This is a genomic window from Cnuibacter physcomitrellae (genome assembly GCF_014640535.1).
Taxonomy (GTDB): domain Bacteria; phylum Actinomycetota; class Actinomycetes; order Actinomycetales; family Microbacteriaceae; genus Cnuibacter; species Cnuibacter physcomitrellae.
The window spans coordinates 3448487-3464910 of the sequence record NZ_BMHD01000001.1 but is presented as its reverse complement, the minus strand read 5'-3'; the positions used below and the strand labels follow the sequence as shown (position 1 = coordinate 3464910).

The window sequence follows — 16424 nt, the reverse complement described above, 5'->3', positions numbered from 1 at the left end:
GCGCCCTCTCTGGCCTTCCGCGCGCCCACTGACCGCGCGAAAGGTCAAGGAGGCAGCGAGAAGCGGAAGACGCGAGCAGGATCGGGACATGGACGCGGTCACGGAGTGGTTCGGCGCGTGGTTCGGCGCGGGCCACTACGAGTTCGCCCGGCAGATGCTCCAGCGCGGGGTCGCCGCGATCTACGTCGTCGCCTTCCTGTCCACGCTCGCCCAGTTCCCCGCCCTCCTCGGCGAGCACGGACTCCTGCCCGTGCCCCGCTACCTCGCACGGGGAGGGGCGGCCGGGATGCCCACCCTCTTCCGCCTGCACTACAGCGACCGGATGCTCCGGGCCGTCTGCGTCGTCGGCGCGGTCGTGGCGGCGGCGCTCGTCGCGGGCCTGCCCCAGCTGGGCCCGCCGTGGCTGCCGCTCGTCGCCTTCCTGCTGCTGTGGATCCTCTACCTCTCGATCGTCAAGGTCGGCCAGACGTTCTACGGGTTCGGCTGGGAGATGCTCCTCTGCGAGGCCGGGTTCCTCGTCGCGTTCCTCGGGTCGAACGAGGTGGCCCCGCCCATCCTCGTGATCCTGCTGGTGCGCTGGCTCGTCTTCCGGCTCGAGTTCGGCGCGGGGATGATCAAGATGCGCGGCGACCGCAGCTGGCGCGACCTCACCGCGCTCTACTACCACCACGAGACGCAGCCGATGCCGAATCCCCTGAGCCGGTTCGCGCACCTGCTGCCGAAGTCGGTGCACCGGATGGAGGTCCTCGGGAACCACGTCGCCCAGCTCGTGGTGCCGTTCCTCCTCTTCGCGCCGCAGCCGGTGGCGTCGATCGCGGCCGCGGTCGTGATCCTGACCCAGCTGTGGCTGGTCCTGACCGGGAACTTCGCGTGGCTCAACGTCCTCACCATCGTGCTCGCGTTCGGTGCGGTCTCCGACGACGCGATCCACGCGATCATCCCCGCGATGCCCGCCACGACGTCCTACTCCAGCGACCCCGCCCCGCTCTCCTGGGTGGCCATCGTCCTGATCGCCACGGCGCTCATGGTCGTGCTCAGCTGGCCGCCGCTGCGGAACCTCTTCTCGAGGCGTCAGCTCATGAACGCGTCCTTCAACAGGTTCTCCCTCGTCAACGCGTACGGCGCGTTCGGATCGGTCACGCAGGAGCGCTACGAGGTGGTCATCGAGGGCTCGATCGCCGAGAGGCCGCTCCGGGAGGAGGACTGGCGCGCCTACGAGTTCAAGGGCAAGCCAGGAGACGTGCGCCGGATCCCCGGGCAGTTCGCCCCCTACCACCTGCGTCTGGACTGGCTGATGTGGTTCCTCGCCCTGGGCTCGCCCGACTCCGGCTGGTTCCGGGCGCTGCTGGGGAAGCTCCTGGTGGCCGACCGTGCCACCCTGCGGCTCCTCCGGCACGACCCGTTCGACGGTGAGCCGCCGACGTGGATCCGGGCGCGGGTGTACCTCTACCGCTTCGCCTCGCGGTCCGAACGGCGCGAGACCGGGCAGTGGTGGATGCGCGAGGAGACGGGAGAGCTCGTGGCCCCGTCGCGCCTCCGGTGACGCTCCCGGGCCGGCCGGCGGGCGTCCGGCACCCGCCCTCAGCCGACGGTGACAGACTCTCCTCCATGTCGGCGATCGAGGACCTGCGTGCCGAGGTCTCCGCGCATCCCGACAACGCCTGGGCCCGCGAGCGCGGCTACGAGCCGCTCGTCGTCGCCTCGCCGGAGGCGCGGATCCTGCTCATCAGCCAGGCGCCGGGGCGTCGTGCCCAGGAGTCGGGCATCCCCTTCGACGACCCGAGCGGCCGACTCCTCCGGTCCTGGCTGGGCATGACGGACGAGGAGTTCTACGACCCGACGAAGCTCGCCATCGTGCCGATGGACTTCTACTACCCGGGCAAGGCCAGGAGCGGCGACCTCCCTCCGCGCCGCGGCTTCGCGGATCTCTGGCATCCGCGCGTGCTGGAGCTGCTGTCGGACGTGCGCCTGACCGTGCTCGTCGGCTCCTACGCCCAGCGCCGCTACCTGCCCGGCGGCTTCACGACGCTCACCGACGCGGTCCGCGCCGCCCCGGACCACGATCCGCTGTTCCCGATCGTCCACCCCTCTCCCCTCGCCGGGGTCTGGCGGCGGCGCAACCCGTGGTTCGAGGAGGAGATCGTGCCGCTCCTCGCCGAACGCGTGCGGTCGGCGCTGGCCTGAGCGCCGCGAGGAGCCGTGGGGCGCGCGACATCCGGCTCACCGGGGCCTCGCCCCTCCTGCTAGCGTGTGGCTCATGAGGAATCGGATGCGGATCGCGACCGCGGTCGCCGGGGCGGGCGTCGCAGTCCTCGCGCTGGCGGGCTGCATGACCAGCTACCCCACGGAGTCCTTCCCGGGCGACCCGGAGGAGACCCTCCAGAGCGTCGGGGGCGAAGAGGACGGCGTCATGATCTCGTGGCTGCACCAGGGCGGCCAGATCGCCCTGACCACGTGGGGCAGCTCGACCTGCCCCGTGGTCGGCTCCGACATCAGCGTCGTGAGCCCCGCGGGCGAGGGCAACACCGTCGCGATCACGACCGAGAACCCCGCCGAGAACCAGATCTGCACCATGGACTACGTCCCTCACACCAGCGTGTTCTGGACCCCGCAGGAGGTCATCACCGGCGAGCCCCTCACCGTCCAGGTGCTGGGCGAGGAGTTCGTGCTCCCCATCAAGTGACCGCCGACTGGGGTGCCCGGGCGGATGCCCTCCAGGGCGCCCTGACGTCGTCGTTCGCCTCCCGCCTGGTGCGAGGACGCTACCGTCGGCTCGCCCGACCGCGACTGCTCGGCGCCCACGGCTTCGACTACTGGTGGATCGCCAACCTCGTCGAAGCGCGACTGGACGGCGTCGAGCGCGGTGCCGACGCGCTCGCGCCCTCCGCGGCCGCGGCGTTCGAGTACGCGCGCCGCCGCTCACGCGGCCTGGTGGTCAACTACTTCGACGACATGGGCTGGATGGCCCTGGCCGCCCTCCGCCTCGGCAGGCTCGACGACGCCGTGCTGCTGTGGAACGAGATCGTGGGCTCGGCGTGGAACGACACGCACGGGGCGAGCGCGTGCTGGCGCCGGCAGCAGCCGTCGTACAAGAACGCCCCCACGAACGGACTCCTCGCGCTGCTGTCGCTGCGGCTCCACGCCGCGACGGGCGTCGAAAGGTACCTCCAGAGAGGCCACGACGCCCTCATGTGGCTCGAGTCGACTCTGAGGCTCCCTTCTGGCGTCCTCGTCGACGGGATCGACCGCACAGGCGACGGCGTGATCGACGCCGGATGGGTGTTCTCGTACAACCAGGGGCTGTACGTCGGCGCCCTGGTGGAGCAGTTCGACCGCACGGGCGACCGGACACGCCTCGAAGAGGCGGCGCGGACCGCCTCCGCCTACCTCGCGGAGGCGGCGCCGGACGGCGTGATCCGCGGCGAGGAGGCGCGGCCCGGACCGGGCGGCGGCGACGCCGGCCTGTTCAAGGGGGTCTTCGTGCGCTACGTCACCCGACTGGTGCTGCGGATGACGGAGAGCCCCGAGCGGGAGCGGCTCCGGTCCTGGATCGAGTCGTCCACGGAGGCGATGTGGTCCTCGCTGCGACGGCCGGGGCTCCTCGCCGTCGACACCTGGGAGCCCCGCCCTGCGCCCGATCCGACACGGCGCCGCGTCCCGACCTTCCTCTCGACCCAGCTGTCCGCCGTGATCGCCGCCGAGTCCCGTGCCCTGCTCAGCGGGAGCGCTGGGCCCGCCTGAACTCGTCGAGCGAGGTGATCTGAGCATCCTGCCCGCTCAGGGTCGCCTCGGCAGGCGGTCGCGGAGCGACGACCTCGGGCTCGACAGCGGGTTCGTCCATCGTCACCGCCTCGGAGAGGGCAGCGGCCGAGACGGCCGCGGCCGGCATCGCGGGCGCGGTCATGGTGAACTGCGCGAACGTGGCGTCGAGCATGGCCGTCAGCATCTCGACGGCGTCGGTGAAGTCGGGCTCGACGCCCTCGTGCTCGGAGGGCAGCGAGAGCACGTCGTTGCCGAGCCCCACCACGAGCTCCGCGGTGTCGCGGCCGCCGCCCGTGGTGACGATCGGGATCTCCACGGCCTCCGCCCGACCGGCCTTGGCGAGCTCGGCGGAGAGCTCCACGAGGAGCGCCGCCACCTCGTCGCTGGTCTGCACTGCTTCCCCGGCGTACGTGATCGACCTCATCCCTCCAGCTTCCCCCGATCGGTCCCGATCCGCCCCGGTCCCTGGGGTCTCGCAGCGCTGTGAGGGACGCGTGAGGATCGGCGGGGCACCGGGAGCACCGCCGTCAGGAAAGCGTTAGGACGGACGGACGCGGACGGGCCGGACGACAGGATCGGACACCGGATGCACACCAGAGCGGTGTGCGGATGGAGTCGTAGACGTGTTGGACCTGGTGTCTGTGCTGGCGATCGCCGGCCTCTTCGCCGTCGTCGCCCTGGTGGCCTGGGGGGTCGAGAAGCTGTGATCGTCCTCGAGACAATCGCCGCCGTGCTCGGCGTCGCCGCAGTGGCCTATCTCGTGGTGGCCCTCGTGAAGCCCGAGAGGTTCTAGCCCGTGGAGATCTGGCTCGCCGTCGCGCAGTTCGCGACGCTCGCACTCGTCCTGGCCGTGCTGTACCGCCCCCTCGGCGACTACATGGCCCACACCTTCACCTCGCCCAAGCACCTCCGTGCCGAACGCGGCCTCTACCGGGTCATCGGCGTCGCCGGCGACTCCGAGCAGACCTGGGGCGCCTACCTCCGCGGTGTGCTCGCGTTCTCCTTCGTCGGGGTGATCCTCGTCTACGGGCTCCAGCGCCTGCAGGCGGTGCTGCCCTACTCGCTGGGGATGCCCGCCATCCCCGAGGGTCTGTCGTTCAACACGGCCATCTCGTTCGTGACCAACACGAACTGGCAGTCGTACTCGCCCGACGTGACGATGGGCTACGCCGTGCAGATGGCCGGCCTCGCCGTGCAGAACTTCGTCTCGGCGGCGGTCGGCATCGCCGTGGCGGTCGCCCTCATCCGCGGCCTCGCCCGGCGCTCGACCGGGACCATCGGGAACTTCTGGGTCGACCTCACCCGGGCCGTCGTCCGCATCCTGCTCCCGCTCTCGATCATCGCGGCGATCGCCCTCGTCATCGGCGGCGTCGTGCAGAACCTCAACGGCTTCACCGACGTGACGACCCTCACCGGGGGCACGCAGGCCATCCCCGGCGGACCGGTCGCCAGCCAGGAGGCCATCAAGGAGCTGGGCACGAACGGCGGCGGGTTCTTCAACGCCAACTCGTCGCATCCGTTCGAGAACCCGAGCGGGTGGACGAACCTCTTCGAGATCGTGCTCATGCTCGCGATCCCGTTCGCCCTGCCCCGCACGTTCGGCACCATGGTGGGCGACAAGCGCCAGGGATACGCCATCCTCGCCGCGATGGGGGCGATCTTCGTGATCTCGTTCGCCGCCCTCACGACGTTCGAGCTCGTCGGGGCCGGTTCCGCGCCGATGGCCGCCGGAGGTGCGATGGAGGGCAAGGAGCAGCGCTTCGGGATCGTCGGGTCGACGCTCTTCGCCACCACCTCGACGATCACGTCGACCGGCGCCGTGAACTCGATGCACGACAGCTTCACCTCGCTCGGCGGCATGATGACGATGTTCAACATGATGCTCGGCGAGATCGCGCCGGGAGGCGTGGGATCGGGTCTGTACGGGATGCTGATCCTCGCGATCATCACGGTGTTCATCGCCGGACTCCTCGTGGGCCGCACGCCCGAGTACCTCGGGAAGAAGATCGGCCCGCGCGAGATCAAGCTCGCGAGCCTCTATATCCTCACCACGCCCACGCTCGTGCTGGTGGGCACCGCCCTCAGCTTCGCCATCCCGGCGATCCGCGAGGACGTGGAGAGCACGTCGATCTGGAACCCCGGCCTCCACGGGTTCTCCGAGGTGCTCTACGCCTTCACCTCCGCGTCGAACAACAACGGATCGGCGTTCGCCGGCCTCACCGCGAACACCCCGTGGCTGAACGCCGCACTGGGCTGCTGCATGCTGCTCGGCCGGTTCATCCCGATCGTGTTCGTGCTCGCCCTCGCCGGATCGTTCGCGGCACAGGGCAAGGTCCCGGCCACCGCGGGAACGCTGCCGACCCACCGCCCGCAGTTCGTGGGCCTCCTCGTGGGCGTCGTCGTCATCGTCGTCGCCCTCACCTACTTCCCCGTGCTCGCGCTCGGGCCGCTCGCCGAAGGGCTCTCCTGATCATGACCGCCGTCACCTCCCCCGCCGCCGTGCGCGGCGACTCCCCCCGCGCCGGATCGCGGGCGTTCAGCCCCGCGCAGCTCTGGAAGGGGCTGCCCGGCGCGTTCCGCAAGCTCGATCCCCGCGAGATGTGGCACAACCCCGTCATGTTCCTCGTCGAGGTGGGGGCCGCCCTCACCACGGTGATCGCGATCGCGCAGCCGTTCCTGCCCGCCGAGACCGGGGCGGGATCCGTGTCCCTCGCGTTCACCTGGGCCATCGCGGTCTGGCTGTGGCTCACCGTCCTGTTCGCCAACCTCGCCGAGTCGGTGGCCGAGGGCCGCGGCAAGGCGCAGGCGGCCACGCTCCGCGCCACCCGGACCAGCACGATGGCGAACCGCGTGGACGCCTACGACGGGACCGCGGATGCGGCGGCCGAGCACGTCACGACCTCTCCGGTCGCGAGCGCCGACCTCCGCCTGGGCGACGTCGTCGTGGTCACCGCCGGCGAGCTGATCCCGGGCGACGGCGACATCGTGTGGGGCATCGCGAGCGTCGACGAGTCGGCCATCACGGGCGAGTCCGCCCCCGTGGTGCGAGAGTCGGGCGGGGACCGCAGCGCGGTCACCGGCGGCACCCGGGTGCTCAGCGACCGGATCGTGGTGCGCATCACCTCGAAGCCCGGCGAGACCTTCGTCGACCGGATGATCCGGCTGGTCGAAGGCGCCTCGCGGCAGCGCACCCCCAACGAGATCGCGCTCAACATCCTGCTGGCGAGCCTGTCGATCGTGTTCGTGATCGTCGTGCTCACGCTCGGCCCGATCGCCGGTTACTCGGAGGCGACCCCCTCCATCGCGGTCCTCGTCGCCCTCCTGGTCTGCCTCATCCCGACCACCATCGGCGCCCTGCTCTCCGCCATCGGGATCGCCGGCATGGACCGGCTCGTGCAGCGGAACGTCCTGGCGATGTCGGGCCGCGCCGTCGAGGCGGCGGGCGACGTGACCACCCTCCTCATGGACAAGACGGGGACGATCACCTACGGCAACCGCCGCGCGTCGGAGTTCCTCGCGGTCGACGGATCCGCGATCACCGACCTCCGCCGCGCGGCCGCGCTCTCGTCGCTCAGCGATCCGACACCCGAGGGCAAGTCGATCGTCGACCTGGCCGCGGACCAGGGGTTCGCCTCCCCGGCGACGCTCGACGCCGTCGTGGTGCCGTTCACCGCGCAGACCCGCATGAGCGGGGTCGACTTCCCCGACGGCACGATGATCCGCAAGGGCGCCGGCTCCGCCGTGCTGGCGTGGATCGAGGAGGAGGGGCCACTGCCCTCGACGCTTCTCGCCGAGGTGGAGGCCGAGACCGAGCGCATCGGCTCGCTCGGCGGCACCCCGCTCGTCGTCGCGGAACGCGGCCCGGGACGCACCCCCTCGATCCTCGGCGTCGTCTACCTCAAGGACGTCGTGAAGCCCGGCATCGCCGAGCGCTTCGCCGAGATGCGGGCCATGGGCATCCGCACCGTCATGATCACGGGTGACAACCCGCTCACGGCGGCGGCCATCGCGAAGGAGGCCGGCGTCGACGACTACCTCGCCGAGGCGACCCCCGAGGACAAGCTCGCGCTCATCACCAAGGAGCAAGAGGGCGGACGGCTGGTCGCGATGACGGGCGACGGGACGAACGACGCCCCCGCGCTGGCGCAGGCGGACGTCGGCGTGGCGATGAACACGGGCACGTCGGCGGCGAAGGAGGCCGGCAACATGGTCGACCTCGACTCCGACCCGACCAAGCTCATCGACATCGTGGCGATCGGCAAGCAGCTGCTCATCACCCGCGGCGCGCTCACCACCTTCTCGATCGCGAACGACGTGGCGAAGTACTTCGCGATCATCCCCGCGATGTTCGCGGCGGTGTTCCCGGGGCTGGGGCTCCTCAACATCATGCAGCTGCACTCCCCCGCGTCCGCGATCCTCTCGGCCGTGATCTTCAACGCGCTCGTCATCGTCGCACTGATCCCGCTCGCGCTCCGCGGCGTGAGGTACCGGCCGATGTCGGCGTCGCGCATCCTCAACCGCAACATCCTGATCTACGGCCTCGGCGGGGTGATCGTGCCGTTCCTCGGCATCAAGGTCATCGACCTCGTCGTCAGCCTCATCCCGGGCTTCTGACGCCCCACGAAAGGACTCGATCCATGGCTTCCACACGCGGCATCGCCCGGCCCTACTGGGTGGCGCTCCGCTTCATGATCGCCGCCACCGTCGTGCTCGGCGTGGCCTATCCGCTCGCCGTGCTGGGCATCGGCCAGCTCGTCGCGCCCGCGCAGGCGAACGGCAGCATGGTCTCCGTCGACGGCGAGCCCGTGGGCTCGGCGCTCCTCGGCCAGTCGTTCACCGACGCCGACGGCAACGCCCTCCCCGAGTGGTTCCAGTCGCGACCCTCCGCCGCCGGCGACGGATACGACGCCGCCGCCTCCTCCGGCAGCAACTACGGGCCGGAGAACCCCGACCTGATCGCGGCGATCGAGGAGCGCAAGGCGGCCATCGCCGCCGAGGACGGCGTCGATCCGGCGGACATCCCCGCCGATGCGCTCACCGCCTCCGCGTCGGGTCTCGATCCGCACATCAGCCCCGATTACGCTCTTCTCCAGGTCTCTCGCGTCGCCGAGGCGCGCGGCCTCGAGGAGTCCCGTGTGCGCGATCTGGTCGATCGGTTCACCCAGCAGCCCGACCTGGGCTACCTGGGCGAGCCCACCGTCGACGTCCTCCAGCTCAACATCGCGCTCTCCCAGCTGTCCTGAGGTGAGCGTCCTGGACGGCACAGGACCCCGGGCGGGGCGCCGATGAAGCAGGGCAAGCTCCGGGTGCTGCTGGGAGCGGCACCCGGGGTGGGCAAGACGTACACGATGCTCGAGGAGGGCCGGAGGCTGAAGGCCGCCGGCCGCGACGTCGTCATCGCCGTCGTCGAGACCCACGGCCGCGCCGCCACCCGGGCCATGACCCTCGGGATCGAGACGGTCCCCCGTCGGGTCGTGGAGCATCGTGGGGTCGAGCTCACCGAGATGGACCTCGACGCCGTGCTCGCCCGATCGCCGGCGGTCGCCCTCGTCGACGAGCTGGCGCACACCAACGCGCCGGGCGGCCGGCACGAGAAGCGCTGGCGCGACGTCGACACGCTCCTGGATGCGGGCATCGACGTGATCACGACCGTCAACATCCAGCACATCGAGTCGCTGAACGACGTCGTGCAGCAGATCACCGGCGCACCGCAGCGCGAGACGGTGCCGGATGCGGTGCTGCGTTCCGCTGATCAGATCGAGGTCGTCGACCTCGCCCCCCAGGCCCTCCGCGATCGGCTCTCGGAGGGGCTGGTCTACCCGGCGGCGCGCATCGACGCCGCGCTGTCGAACTACTTCCGGCTCGGCAACCTCACCGCGCTGCGCGAGCTCGCCCTGCTCTGGCTGGCCGACGAGGTCGACTCCGCGCTCCAGCGCTACCGCGCCGAGCACGGCATCGGCGCGAAGTGGGAGGCGCGCGAGAGGGTGGTGGTCGCCCTCACCGGCGGCCGCGAGGGCGAGACCCTCCTCCGCCGCGGCGCACGCATCGCAGCTCGCTCCGCGGGCGGCGCGCTCATGGCGGTGCACGTCGTGAGCCAGGACGGACTGCGCGGCCCCGACCCCGGCGCGCTCGCCGAGCAGCGCGCGCTGGTCGAGACGCTGGGCGGCAGCTACCACCAGATCGTCGGCGACGACATCCCCCGGGCGCTCGTGGAGTTCGCGCGCAGCGCGAACGCGACCCAGCTCGTGATCGGGGTGAGCCGGCGCAGCCGGTTGGCCGCGCTCCTGACGGGTCCCGGCATCGGCGCCACCGTCATCCGCGAGTCCGGCGACATCGACGTCCACATCGTCAACCACGCCGCCGCGGGTGGTCGGCTCGCCCTCCCCAAGGCGCGGGGCTCGCTCACCCTGCGGCGACGCATCCTGGGGTTCGCGCTCGCCCTGGCCGGCGGGCCGCTCCTGACCTGGCTGCTCGCGTCGTTCCGGTCCGACGACTCGATCACCTCGGACGTCCTCAGCTACCAGCTGCTCACCGTCGTCGTCGCTCTGGTCGGCGGCATCTGGCCCGCCCTCTTCGCCGCCGTGCTCAGCGGGCTCACCCTCGACTACTTCTTCGTCGACCCGCTCTACACGATCACGGTGTCCGAGCCGCTCCACCTGCTCGCCCTCGGTCTCTACGTCGTCATCGCCGTGCTGGTGTCGATCGTGGTCGACCAGGCGGCCAGGCGCACCCGCGCGGCGAGGCGCTCGGCGGCGGAGTCGGAGCTCGTCGCGTCGATCGCCGGCGAGGTGCTGCGTGGCGACGATCCGATCGACGCGCTCGTGAGCAGGACGCGCGAGGCCTTCTCCCTGGACGCGGTGCAGCTCACCGTCGACGGGCGCGTCGTGGCGAGCGCCGGAGAGGTGCCCGCCGGCGGAGAGGCGTCCGCCGACGGAGAGGCGCCCGCCGACCGAGGCCGGGAGGGCGCACGCAGCGACCTCGTGCCGGTCGACGACGACTCGGTGCTGGCGCTCCACGGTCCGCCGCTGCCCTCGAGCGACCGACGCCTGCTCGGCGTGATCGTCAGCCAGCTCGCGACGGCCCTCGAGCAGGCCGACCTCGAGGAGCGAGCGAGCGAGGTCGCCCCGCTCGCCGCCGCCGACCGGGTCCGCAGCGCCCTGCTCGCCGCCGTCGGCCACGACCTCCGCCGACCGCTCGCGGCGGCCTCCGCGGCCGTCTCCGGGCTGCGCCTGCAGGGCGCTTCACTGTCGCAGGAGGACCGCGACGAGCTCCTCGACACGGCCGAGACGGGACTGGCCTCGCTGGCCTCGCTGCTCACCGACCTCCTCGACGTCAGTCGCGTCCAAGCCGGTGCCCTCGCGGTCCGCGCCGAGGACATCGACGTCGAGGACGTGGTGCCCGGCGTCCTCGACGAGCTCGACCTCGGCCCGGAGGGGGTCGACCTCGACCTCCCGGCCTCGCTGCCCGCGGTCCGCGCCGATCCGGTCCTTCTGGGTCGTGTGCTGGTGAACCTGCTGCTGAACGCCCTGCGCTACTCCCCGTCCGGCCAGCGGGTCGTCATCGCCGCCTCGGCGTTCGGCGACACGGTGCAGCTGCGTGTCGTCGATCGGGGTCCGGGCATCGACCCCGATCGTCGCGAGGACGTCTTCCTGCCCTTCCAGCGCCTCGGCGACACCGACAACCTCACCGGTCTCGGGCTGGGCCTGGCGCTGTCGAAGGGCTTCGTGGAGGGCATGGACGGCACGCTCGAGGTCGAGGAGACCCCTGGCGGGGGGACGACGATGGTGGTGACGCTCCCGGTCGCGGAGCACGCCGAGATGAACGAGGGACAGCGATGAGGATCCTGATCGCCGATGACGACCCGCAGATCCTCCGCGCCCTCCGGGTGACCCTGGGTGCGCAGGGGCACGAGATCATCACCGCGGCGGACGGCCGTGCGGCCGTGGCCGCGGCGTCCACGCAGCCCCCGGACCTGATCATGCTCGACCTGGGCATGCCGCATCTGGACGGCATCGAGGTGATCACCGCGGTGCGCGGCTGGTCGCAGGTCCCCATCCTCGTCGTCTCGGGCCGCACCGACTCGGCCTCTACCGTCGACGCTCTCGACGCCGGGGCGGACGACTACGTGACGAAGCCGTTCGCCATCGACGAGCTGCTCGCGCGGGTGCGCGCCCTCACCCGACGCTCCACCCCGGTCGCCGACAAGCCGGTCGTCGAGTTCGGCGGGGTGACGGTCGACCTGGCCGCCCGCCTGGTCACCCGGGAGGACCAGCGTGGAGCGGTGCGTCTGACCCCGACGGAGTGGAAGATCCTCGAGCTCCTGCTGCGGCACCCCCAGCGGCTCGTGACGCACGGCCAGCTGTTCACCGAGATCTGGGGAACGGCCGACGTCCACGAGACGGGCTACCTGCGGCTCTACATCCGCCAGCTGCGGAAGAAGCTCGAGCCCGACCCGTCGCATCCGCGGTACCTGCTCACCGAGCCCGGCATGGGCTACCGCTTCGACCCCGACGGCGCGTGAGACCTGCGGCGCCAGGAGGGCGGCTCGACGTGACCGATCTCAGCCCTGGTCGGCCCGACCGAGGGGAGCCTCAGAGGCTGACGAGGCTGAGGCTCATGAGGGCCACGGCCGAGGCGATGACGCCGGCGACCACCGCCGCCTGAGCGAGCACCGGACGCATGACCCGCGGCGGCTCGGCCACGCGCTGCTTCGCCACGTCGAGCGTCGGATGCGCACCGAGCGAGGCGCCGACCCGATCGGTGGCGAGGAAGTGCCCGTTGCTGAACTCCACCATCCCGGCGAACTCCCCACCACGCGAACCGACCCAGAGCTTCGGCTCGGGAGACAGCCACTCGACCTGCTCCAGCGTCGGGACGACAGGCGCAGGGGCAGCGGCGTGGGCTGAGGCGAGGGCCGCATCCGCAGCCACCGTGTCGGGGCGTTCGAGGATGCTCATGGGGTGTCCTTTCGGGGCGCCTTTTTCTCGAGGGGCGACTTGCTAGAAAGACTAGCTAGTTTTCCTTCGGTTCGCTGGGGCTTGCGCGAGAATCCTCTTTCGGTGTATCGCGATGGGAGGATCGAAGGGTGAGCAGACCCGCGTCCGAGACGATCACCGAGTACGCGGCCCGGCGCATCCTCCTCGAGACCCCGACCCCCTATCGCGACCTGCAGAGCCGTCTCGACGAGGGAGTCACGCCCCTCGACGACACCGACCTCGCCGAGCTGGACTCGGGCAGGACGACCTGGGCCGACTTCCTCCGCGGGCTGACCTGGACCGCGCCCTCGGGCTTCGTGCGCCTCTGGCGCCACGAGGCCGGCTCCCTGCTGCGCCACTCGGGGAGCGGGATCGAGACCACGAGCTACCTCCTCGCCGACCTGGCCGTCACGGCGCGAGCCCTCCGACAGGACGGCGGGGCATTGCTGTACCTGCCGGTGAGGCTCGAGCTGCAGTCGCGGCCCGACGGCAGCGCCCTCCTCATGGACCAGCCGAGCTCAGCCCTCGGCTCCTTCGGCCGCAACAAGCTGACGCAGGCCGGCGCCGAGCTCGACCGCCGCCTCGGCGACCTCATCGAGTCGCTCGAGCTCCCGAGGCCCGACAGCCTCCGCCGCTGAAGGAGCGCCTGCCCTTGCGGCCGGCCTCGAAGTAGCTAAGCTGCTTGATAATGAGGTACTCGAACGACTCAGTCACCCGCGCGGATCGGGTCCGCCAGGTCGGCGTAGTGATCTGCGCTGCCCTCGCCCTCGTCGGCGCCTTCGTCGGATCCGGCGCGGCGGGCGGCACCCCCATCGCCGAGGCGGCCGGTGGGGCGCTGAGCGCCGACTCGACGATGGTGGCTCCCGCCGGTCCCGCCTTCTCGATCTGGTCGGTGATCTACGTCGGCCTGATCGCCTACGCCGTCTACCAGGCCCTCCCCGGCCGCGCCGCCGACCCGCTGCTGCGCCCGCTCGGGATCCCGGTCATCGCGTCCCTGCTGCTCAACGCCGCCTGGATCCTCAGCGTCCAGTTCGACGCGCTCTGGCTGAGCGTGCCGCTCATCGTGCTCCTCCTGATCTCGCTGCTCTGGATCCTCGGCGTGCTGCGTCGACGTCGTCCGGGGGTCGAGCCGAGCCGCTCTCCCGCCCAGGCGCTGCTCGTCGACGGCGTCTTCGGCCTCTACCTCGGCTGGGTGACGATCGCGACGGTGGCGAACATCGCCGCCGCGCTGACCGCGGCCGGGTTCGCCGGAGGGGGCCTCAGCCCCGAGGCCTGGGGAATCGCGCTGCTGGTCGTCGCCGGGCTGCTCGGCGTGGGCCTCCTGTTGTGGTCGAGGGGCAGGATGGCGGCGCTGCTGTCGCTCGGCTGGGGTGTGGCCTGGATCGGGGTGTCACGGACGACCGGCTCGCTCGTGGCTCCCCCGGTGGCGACGACCGCGTTCGTCGTGGCGGGCGCGCTCCTCGTGGTCGCGATCGGCGCGGCCGTGCTCACGGGGCTGCGCTTCGCCCGCTCCCGCCGCAGGGCGGCCTAGCGAGCCAATCGTCAGGTCGCATTCACAGCGGGGATGCGTGGCATTCACCCAGCGGATGCTGAGGACGACTGACCTGGACGAGTCCCCCATCCGGGAGACATCTCCTCGATCATCGGAGTCCTCCACCATGGCGTTCCCCCAGCACCCGCGCGCGGCCACTCGCCGCCGTGGTCTCCTGCTCGCCTCCGCGGCCCTGCTCACCGCCGCCAGCCTCAGCATCCCGACGTTGGCCTCCGCGGCGCCCGGGGACGGCGATCTCGGCGCGAACGGCGGCGCCACCCGCAACGACGGCGACAAGTCCGCCGCACTCCGCGCCTCGATCGTCGACGGCCCGGCGAAGAACGTCATCCTCCTCATCGGCGACGGGATGGGCGACTCGGAGATCACCTCCGCCCGCAACTACGCCTACGGCGCCGAGGGCGAGCTCCCCGGCATCGACGCCCTCCCGCTCACCGGCCAGTACACGACCTACTCCCTCTACCGCGACGGCGAGAACAAGGGCAAGCCCGACTTCGTCCCCGACTCCGCCGCCACCGGCTCGGCGTGGGCCACCGGCACCAAGACGTACGACAACGCGGTCTCGGTCGACATCGACGGGATCCCGCAGCAGACTCTCCTCGAGATCGCCAAGGCGAACGGACTCGCGACCGGCAACGTCTCGACGGCCGAGATCGAGGATGCGACCCCGGCCGTCCAGATCGCCCACGTGGATGCGCGCAGCTGCTACGGACCGGACAGCCCGAGCTGCGGCGACGACGCGCTCGCTGCGGGCGGCCTCGGTTCCATCGCGGAGCAGCTGCTCGGCGCACGCGCCGACGTCACCCTCGGTGGCGGCGCCGCGACCTTCAATCAGACGGCGAAGGCCGGCCAGTGGGAGGGCAGCACGCTCTTCCAGCAGGCCGCGGACCGCGGTTACCAGGTGGTCCGCGACGGCGACGCGCTCGCCGGAGTGACCGCGGCCGACCAGTCCGCACCCGTCCTCGGCCTGTTCACCGACGGGAACTTCCCCACCCGCTACGCCGCCACGACGGCGACCGTCGGCGGCGGGAACGGCGACCCGATCACCTGCCAGCCGAACCCGGACCGTCTCCCCGAGTCGCTCAGCCTGAAGTCGATGACCACGAAGGCGATCGATCTGCTCGACCGCCCCGACAGCGACAAGGGCTTCTTCCTCCAGGTCGAGGGCGCCTCGATCGACAAGCGCGACCACTCGGCGGACGCCTGCGGCCAGATCGGCGAGACCCTCGACCTCGATGAGGCGGTGCAGGCCGCCCTCGACTTCGCGAAGGCCGACGGCAACACGCTCGTCATCGTGACCGCCGACCACGCCCACACCAGCCAGATCGTCGACTCCACGCCGCCCACCTCGCTCAGCACCAGGCTGATGACCGCGGACGGCACCCCGATGATCCTGTCCTACGGCACCGCTGCGGCCGGCGGTTCGCAGCAGCACACCGGCAGCCAGCTCCGCATCGCCGGCTACGGCCCCGGCGCCGCGCAGGTCGTCGGCCTCACCGACCAGTCCGACAACTTCTTCACGATGGCGAACGCGCTCACCCTGAACCGCGACACGTCGACCTTCTCGGCCGGCGCCACGGTGACGCTCTCCGCCTCCGAGGTCGCCCCGGGCGCGGAGGTGACCGCCGACGGTCGGGGCTTCGGCGGCGACCGTCAGCTGTCGGCCACCGTCGCCTCCGACCCGGTCGACCTCGGCACCCACGACGTCATCGACGGCACCACGTCGTACACGTTCACCGCACCGACCGAGCCGGGCGTGCACACCGTCACGCTGACCGGCACGCAGAGCGCCCGGTCGGTGAGCGCGACCTTCGTGGTCTCCGCCGACGCTCCCCCGGCACCGCCCGTGCAGGGTGGCGGCGCAGGAGCGGTGGGGACGGGCTCGCAGGGCTCGACCGGCGCGGGCGCGTCTGCGCTCGGCTCCACGGGTGCGGTCGTCGCGCCCTTCGTCGTCGTCGCGCTGCTGCTCCTCGCGGGCGGTGCGGTGATGATCCTCCAGCGTCGTCGGCGTCACGCCGCCTGACCCGGAGCGCCCCTGGCGGGCGCGGAGATGACAGTCGTGGTGGCCTCGCTCGTCGGGAGGCCACCACGACTGTCAGATCGGACGCCTCACGACGAGCGTCGGGGGCGTGGGGCAG

15 protein-coding genes are annotated in these 16424 nt (G+C 71.5%); 13 read left to right on the top strand and 2 right to left on the bottom strand.

What is annotated here, in order from left to right; translation table 11 throughout:
* Nucleotides 1–88 precede the first annotated feature (88 nt).
* The 4 genes from IEX69_RS16245 (at nucleotide 89) to IEX69_RS16230 (ending at nucleotide 3741) form a co-directional block, all read left to right on the top strand.
* Nucleotides 89–1543, top strand: coding sequence for a lipase maturation factor family protein (locus IEX69_RS16245; RefSeq protein ID WP_085018637.1), 1455 nt, complete (start codon nucleotides 89–91; stop codon nucleotides 1541–1543).
* A gap of 65 nt (nucleotides 1544–1608) precedes the next feature.
* The gene (locus IEX69_RS16240; RefSeq protein WP_085018636.1) at nucleotides 1609–2184 is read left to right on the top strand and encodes a uracil-DNA glycosylase family protein; all 576 of its coding nucleotides are present in this window, start codon (nucleotides 1609–1611) and stop codon (nucleotides 2182–2184) included.
* Nucleotides 2185–2257: 73 nt separating this feature from the next.
* Nucleotides 2258–2683: a hypothetical protein gene (locus IEX69_RS16235; protein ID WP_157127087.1), complete on the top strand. Its 426-nt coding sequence runs from the start codon at nucleotides 2258–2260 to the stop codon at nucleotides 2681–2683.
* Nucleotides 2680–3741 carry a glycoside hydrolase family 76 protein gene (locus IEX69_RS16230; RefSeq protein WP_085018634.1) on the top strand — a complete coding sequence of 354 codons (1062 nt, stop codon included), beginning with the start codon at nucleotides 2680–2682 and terminating at the stop codon, nucleotides 3739–3741. The genes IEX69_RS16235 and IEX69_RS16230 overlap by 4 nt, the downstream gene beginning before the upstream one ends.
* On the opposite strand, the gene IEX69_RS16225 is transcribed toward IEX69_RS16230, so the two are convergent.
* On the bottom strand, nucleotides 3716–4186 hold the full coding sequence (locus tag IEX69_RS16225; RefSeq protein ID WP_085018633.1) for a hypothetical protein: 471 nt from the start codon (nucleotides 4184–4186) through the stop codon (nucleotides 3716–3718). The genes IEX69_RS16230 and IEX69_RS16225 overlap by 26 nt on opposite strands.
* 279 nt (nucleotides 4187–4465) lie before the next feature.
* Here IEX69_RS16225 and kdpF point away from each other — a divergent pair, with 279 nt between their 5' ends.
* Genes kdpF through IEX69_RS16195 form a run of 6 tightly spaced genes read left to right on the top strand, consistent with a single transcriptional unit; the run spans nucleotide 4466 to nucleotide 12283 of the window.
* Nucleotides 4466–4555, top strand: a complete 90-nt coding sequence (gene kdpF / locus IEX69_RS16220; RefSeq protein ID WP_115364668.1) for a K(+)-transporting ATPase subunit F — start codon at nucleotides 4466–4468, stop codon at nucleotides 4553–4555.
* A gap of 3 nt (nucleotides 4556–4558) precedes the next feature.
* Nucleotides 4559–6232 carry a potassium-transporting ATPase subunit KdpA gene (gene kdpA, locus IEX69_RS16215; RefSeq protein ID WP_085018631.1) on the top strand — a complete coding sequence of 558 codons (1674 nt, stop codon included), beginning with the start codon at nucleotides 4559–4561 and terminating at the stop codon, nucleotides 6230–6232.
* 2 nt (nucleotides 6233–6234) lie between these two features.
* On the top strand, nucleotides 6235–8376 hold the full coding sequence (gene kdpB, locus IEX69_RS16210; RefSeq protein WP_085018630.1) for a potassium-transporting ATPase subunit KdpB: 2142 nt from the start codon (nucleotides 6235–6237) through the stop codon (nucleotides 8374–8376).
* Nucleotides 8377–8399: 23 nt separating this feature from the next.
* The gene (gene kdpC / locus IEX69_RS16205; RefSeq protein ID WP_085018629.1) at nucleotides 8400–9005 is read left to right on the top strand and encodes a potassium-transporting ATPase subunit KdpC; all 606 of its coding nucleotides are present in this window, start codon (nucleotides 8400–8402) and stop codon (nucleotides 9003–9005) included.
* A 42-nt stretch (nucleotides 9006–9047) separates the two neighbouring features.
* Nucleotides 9048–11600, top strand: a complete 2553-nt coding sequence (locus tag IEX69_RS16200) for a DUF4118 domain-containing protein (RefSeq protein WP_085018628.1) — start codon at nucleotides 9048–9050, stop codon at nucleotides 11598–11600.
* Nucleotides 11597–12283 carry a response regulator gene (locus tag IEX69_RS16195; protein ID WP_085018627.1) on the top strand — a complete coding sequence of 229 codons (687 nt, stop codon included), beginning with the start codon at nucleotides 11597–11599 and terminating at the stop codon, nucleotides 12281–12283. Before IEX69_RS16200 ends, IEX69_RS16195 begins: the two co-directional genes overlap by 4 nt.
* A 70-nt stretch (nucleotides 12284–12353) precedes the next feature.
* On the opposite strand, the gene IEX69_RS16190 is transcribed toward IEX69_RS16195, so the two are convergent.
* Nucleotides 12354–12719 carry a hypothetical protein gene (locus tag IEX69_RS16190; protein ID WP_085018626.1) on the bottom strand — a complete coding sequence of 122 codons (366 nt, stop codon included), beginning with the start codon at nucleotides 12717–12719 and terminating at the stop codon, nucleotides 12354–12356.
* A gap of 128 nt (nucleotides 12720–12847) precedes the next feature.
* On the opposite strand from IEX69_RS16190, the gene IEX69_RS16185 reads away from it, so the two are divergent.
* The 3 genes from IEX69_RS16185 to phoA all read left to right on the top strand — a co-directional run bounded on the left by IEX69_RS16185 (nucleotide 12848) and on the right by phoA (nucleotide 16309).
* Nucleotides 12848–13375 carry a hypothetical protein gene (locus IEX69_RS16185; RefSeq protein WP_085018625.1) on the top strand — a complete coding sequence of 176 codons (528 nt, stop codon included), beginning with the start codon at nucleotides 12848–12850 and terminating at the stop codon, nucleotides 13373–13375.
* 50 nt (nucleotides 13376–13425) lie between these two features.
* A complete protein-coding gene (locus IEX69_RS16180; protein WP_085018624.1) occupies nucleotides 13426–14268 on the top strand; it encodes a TspO-related membrane protein in 843 nt (280 codons plus the stop codon).
* A gap of 127 nt (nucleotides 14269–14395) precedes the next feature.
* Nucleotides 14396–16309 carry an alkaline phosphatase gene (gene phoA, locus IEX69_RS16175; protein ID WP_085018623.1) on the top strand — a complete coding sequence of 638 codons (1914 nt, stop codon included), beginning with the start codon at nucleotides 14396–14398 and terminating at the stop codon, nucleotides 16307–16309.
* The last annotated feature ends 115 nt before the right edge of the window (nucleotides 16310–16424 follow it).

What these genes read in the sequence shown, in the direction of transcription:
- IEX69_RS16245 (WP_085018637.1), top strand. Translation starts at nt 89, where the DNA reads ATGGACGCGGTCACGGAGTGGTTCGGCGCGTGGTTCGGCGCGGGCCAC.
- IEX69_RS16190 (WP_085018626.1), bottom strand. Translation starts at nt 12,719, where the DNA reads ATGAGCATCCTCGAACGCCCCGACACGGTGGCTGCGGATGCGGCCCTC.
- IEX69_RS16200 (WP_085018628.1), top strand. Translation starts at nt 9,048, where the DNA reads ATGAAGCAGGGCAAGCTCCGGGTGCTGCTGGGAGCGGCACCCGGGGTG.
- IEX69_RS16240 (WP_085018636.1), top strand. Translation starts at nt 1,609, where the DNA reads ATGTCGGCGATCGAGGACCTGCGTGCCGAGGTCTCCGCGCATCCCGAC.
- IEX69_RS16195 (WP_085018627.1), top strand. Translation starts at nt 11,597, where the DNA reads ATGAGGATCCTGATCGCCGATGACGACCCGCAGATCCTCCGCGCCCTC.
- kdpB (WP_085018630.1), top strand. Translation starts at nt 6,235, where the DNA reads ATGACCGCCGTCACCTCCCCCGCCGCCGTGCGCGGCGACTCCCCCCGC.
- IEX69_RS16180 (WP_085018624.1), top strand. Translation starts at nt 13,426, where the DNA reads ATGAGGTACTCGAACGACTCAGTCACCCGCGCGGATCGGGTCCGCCAG.
- IEX69_RS16225 (WP_085018633.1), bottom strand. Translation starts at nt 4,186, where the DNA reads ATGAGGTCGATCACGTACGCCGGGGAAGCAGTGCAGACCAGCGACGAG.
- phoA (WP_085018623.1), top strand. Translation starts at nt 14,396, where the DNA reads ATGGCGTTCCCCCAGCACCCGCGCGCGGCCACTCGCCGCCGTGGTCTC.
- IEX69_RS16235 (WP_157127087.1), top strand. Translation starts at nt 2,258, where the DNA reads ATGAGGAATCGGATGCGGATCGCGACCGCGGTCGCCGGGGCGGGCGTC.
- kdpC (WP_085018629.1), top strand. Translation starts at nt 8,400, where the DNA reads ATGGCTTCCACACGCGGCATCGCCCGGCCCTACTGGGTGGCGCTCCGC.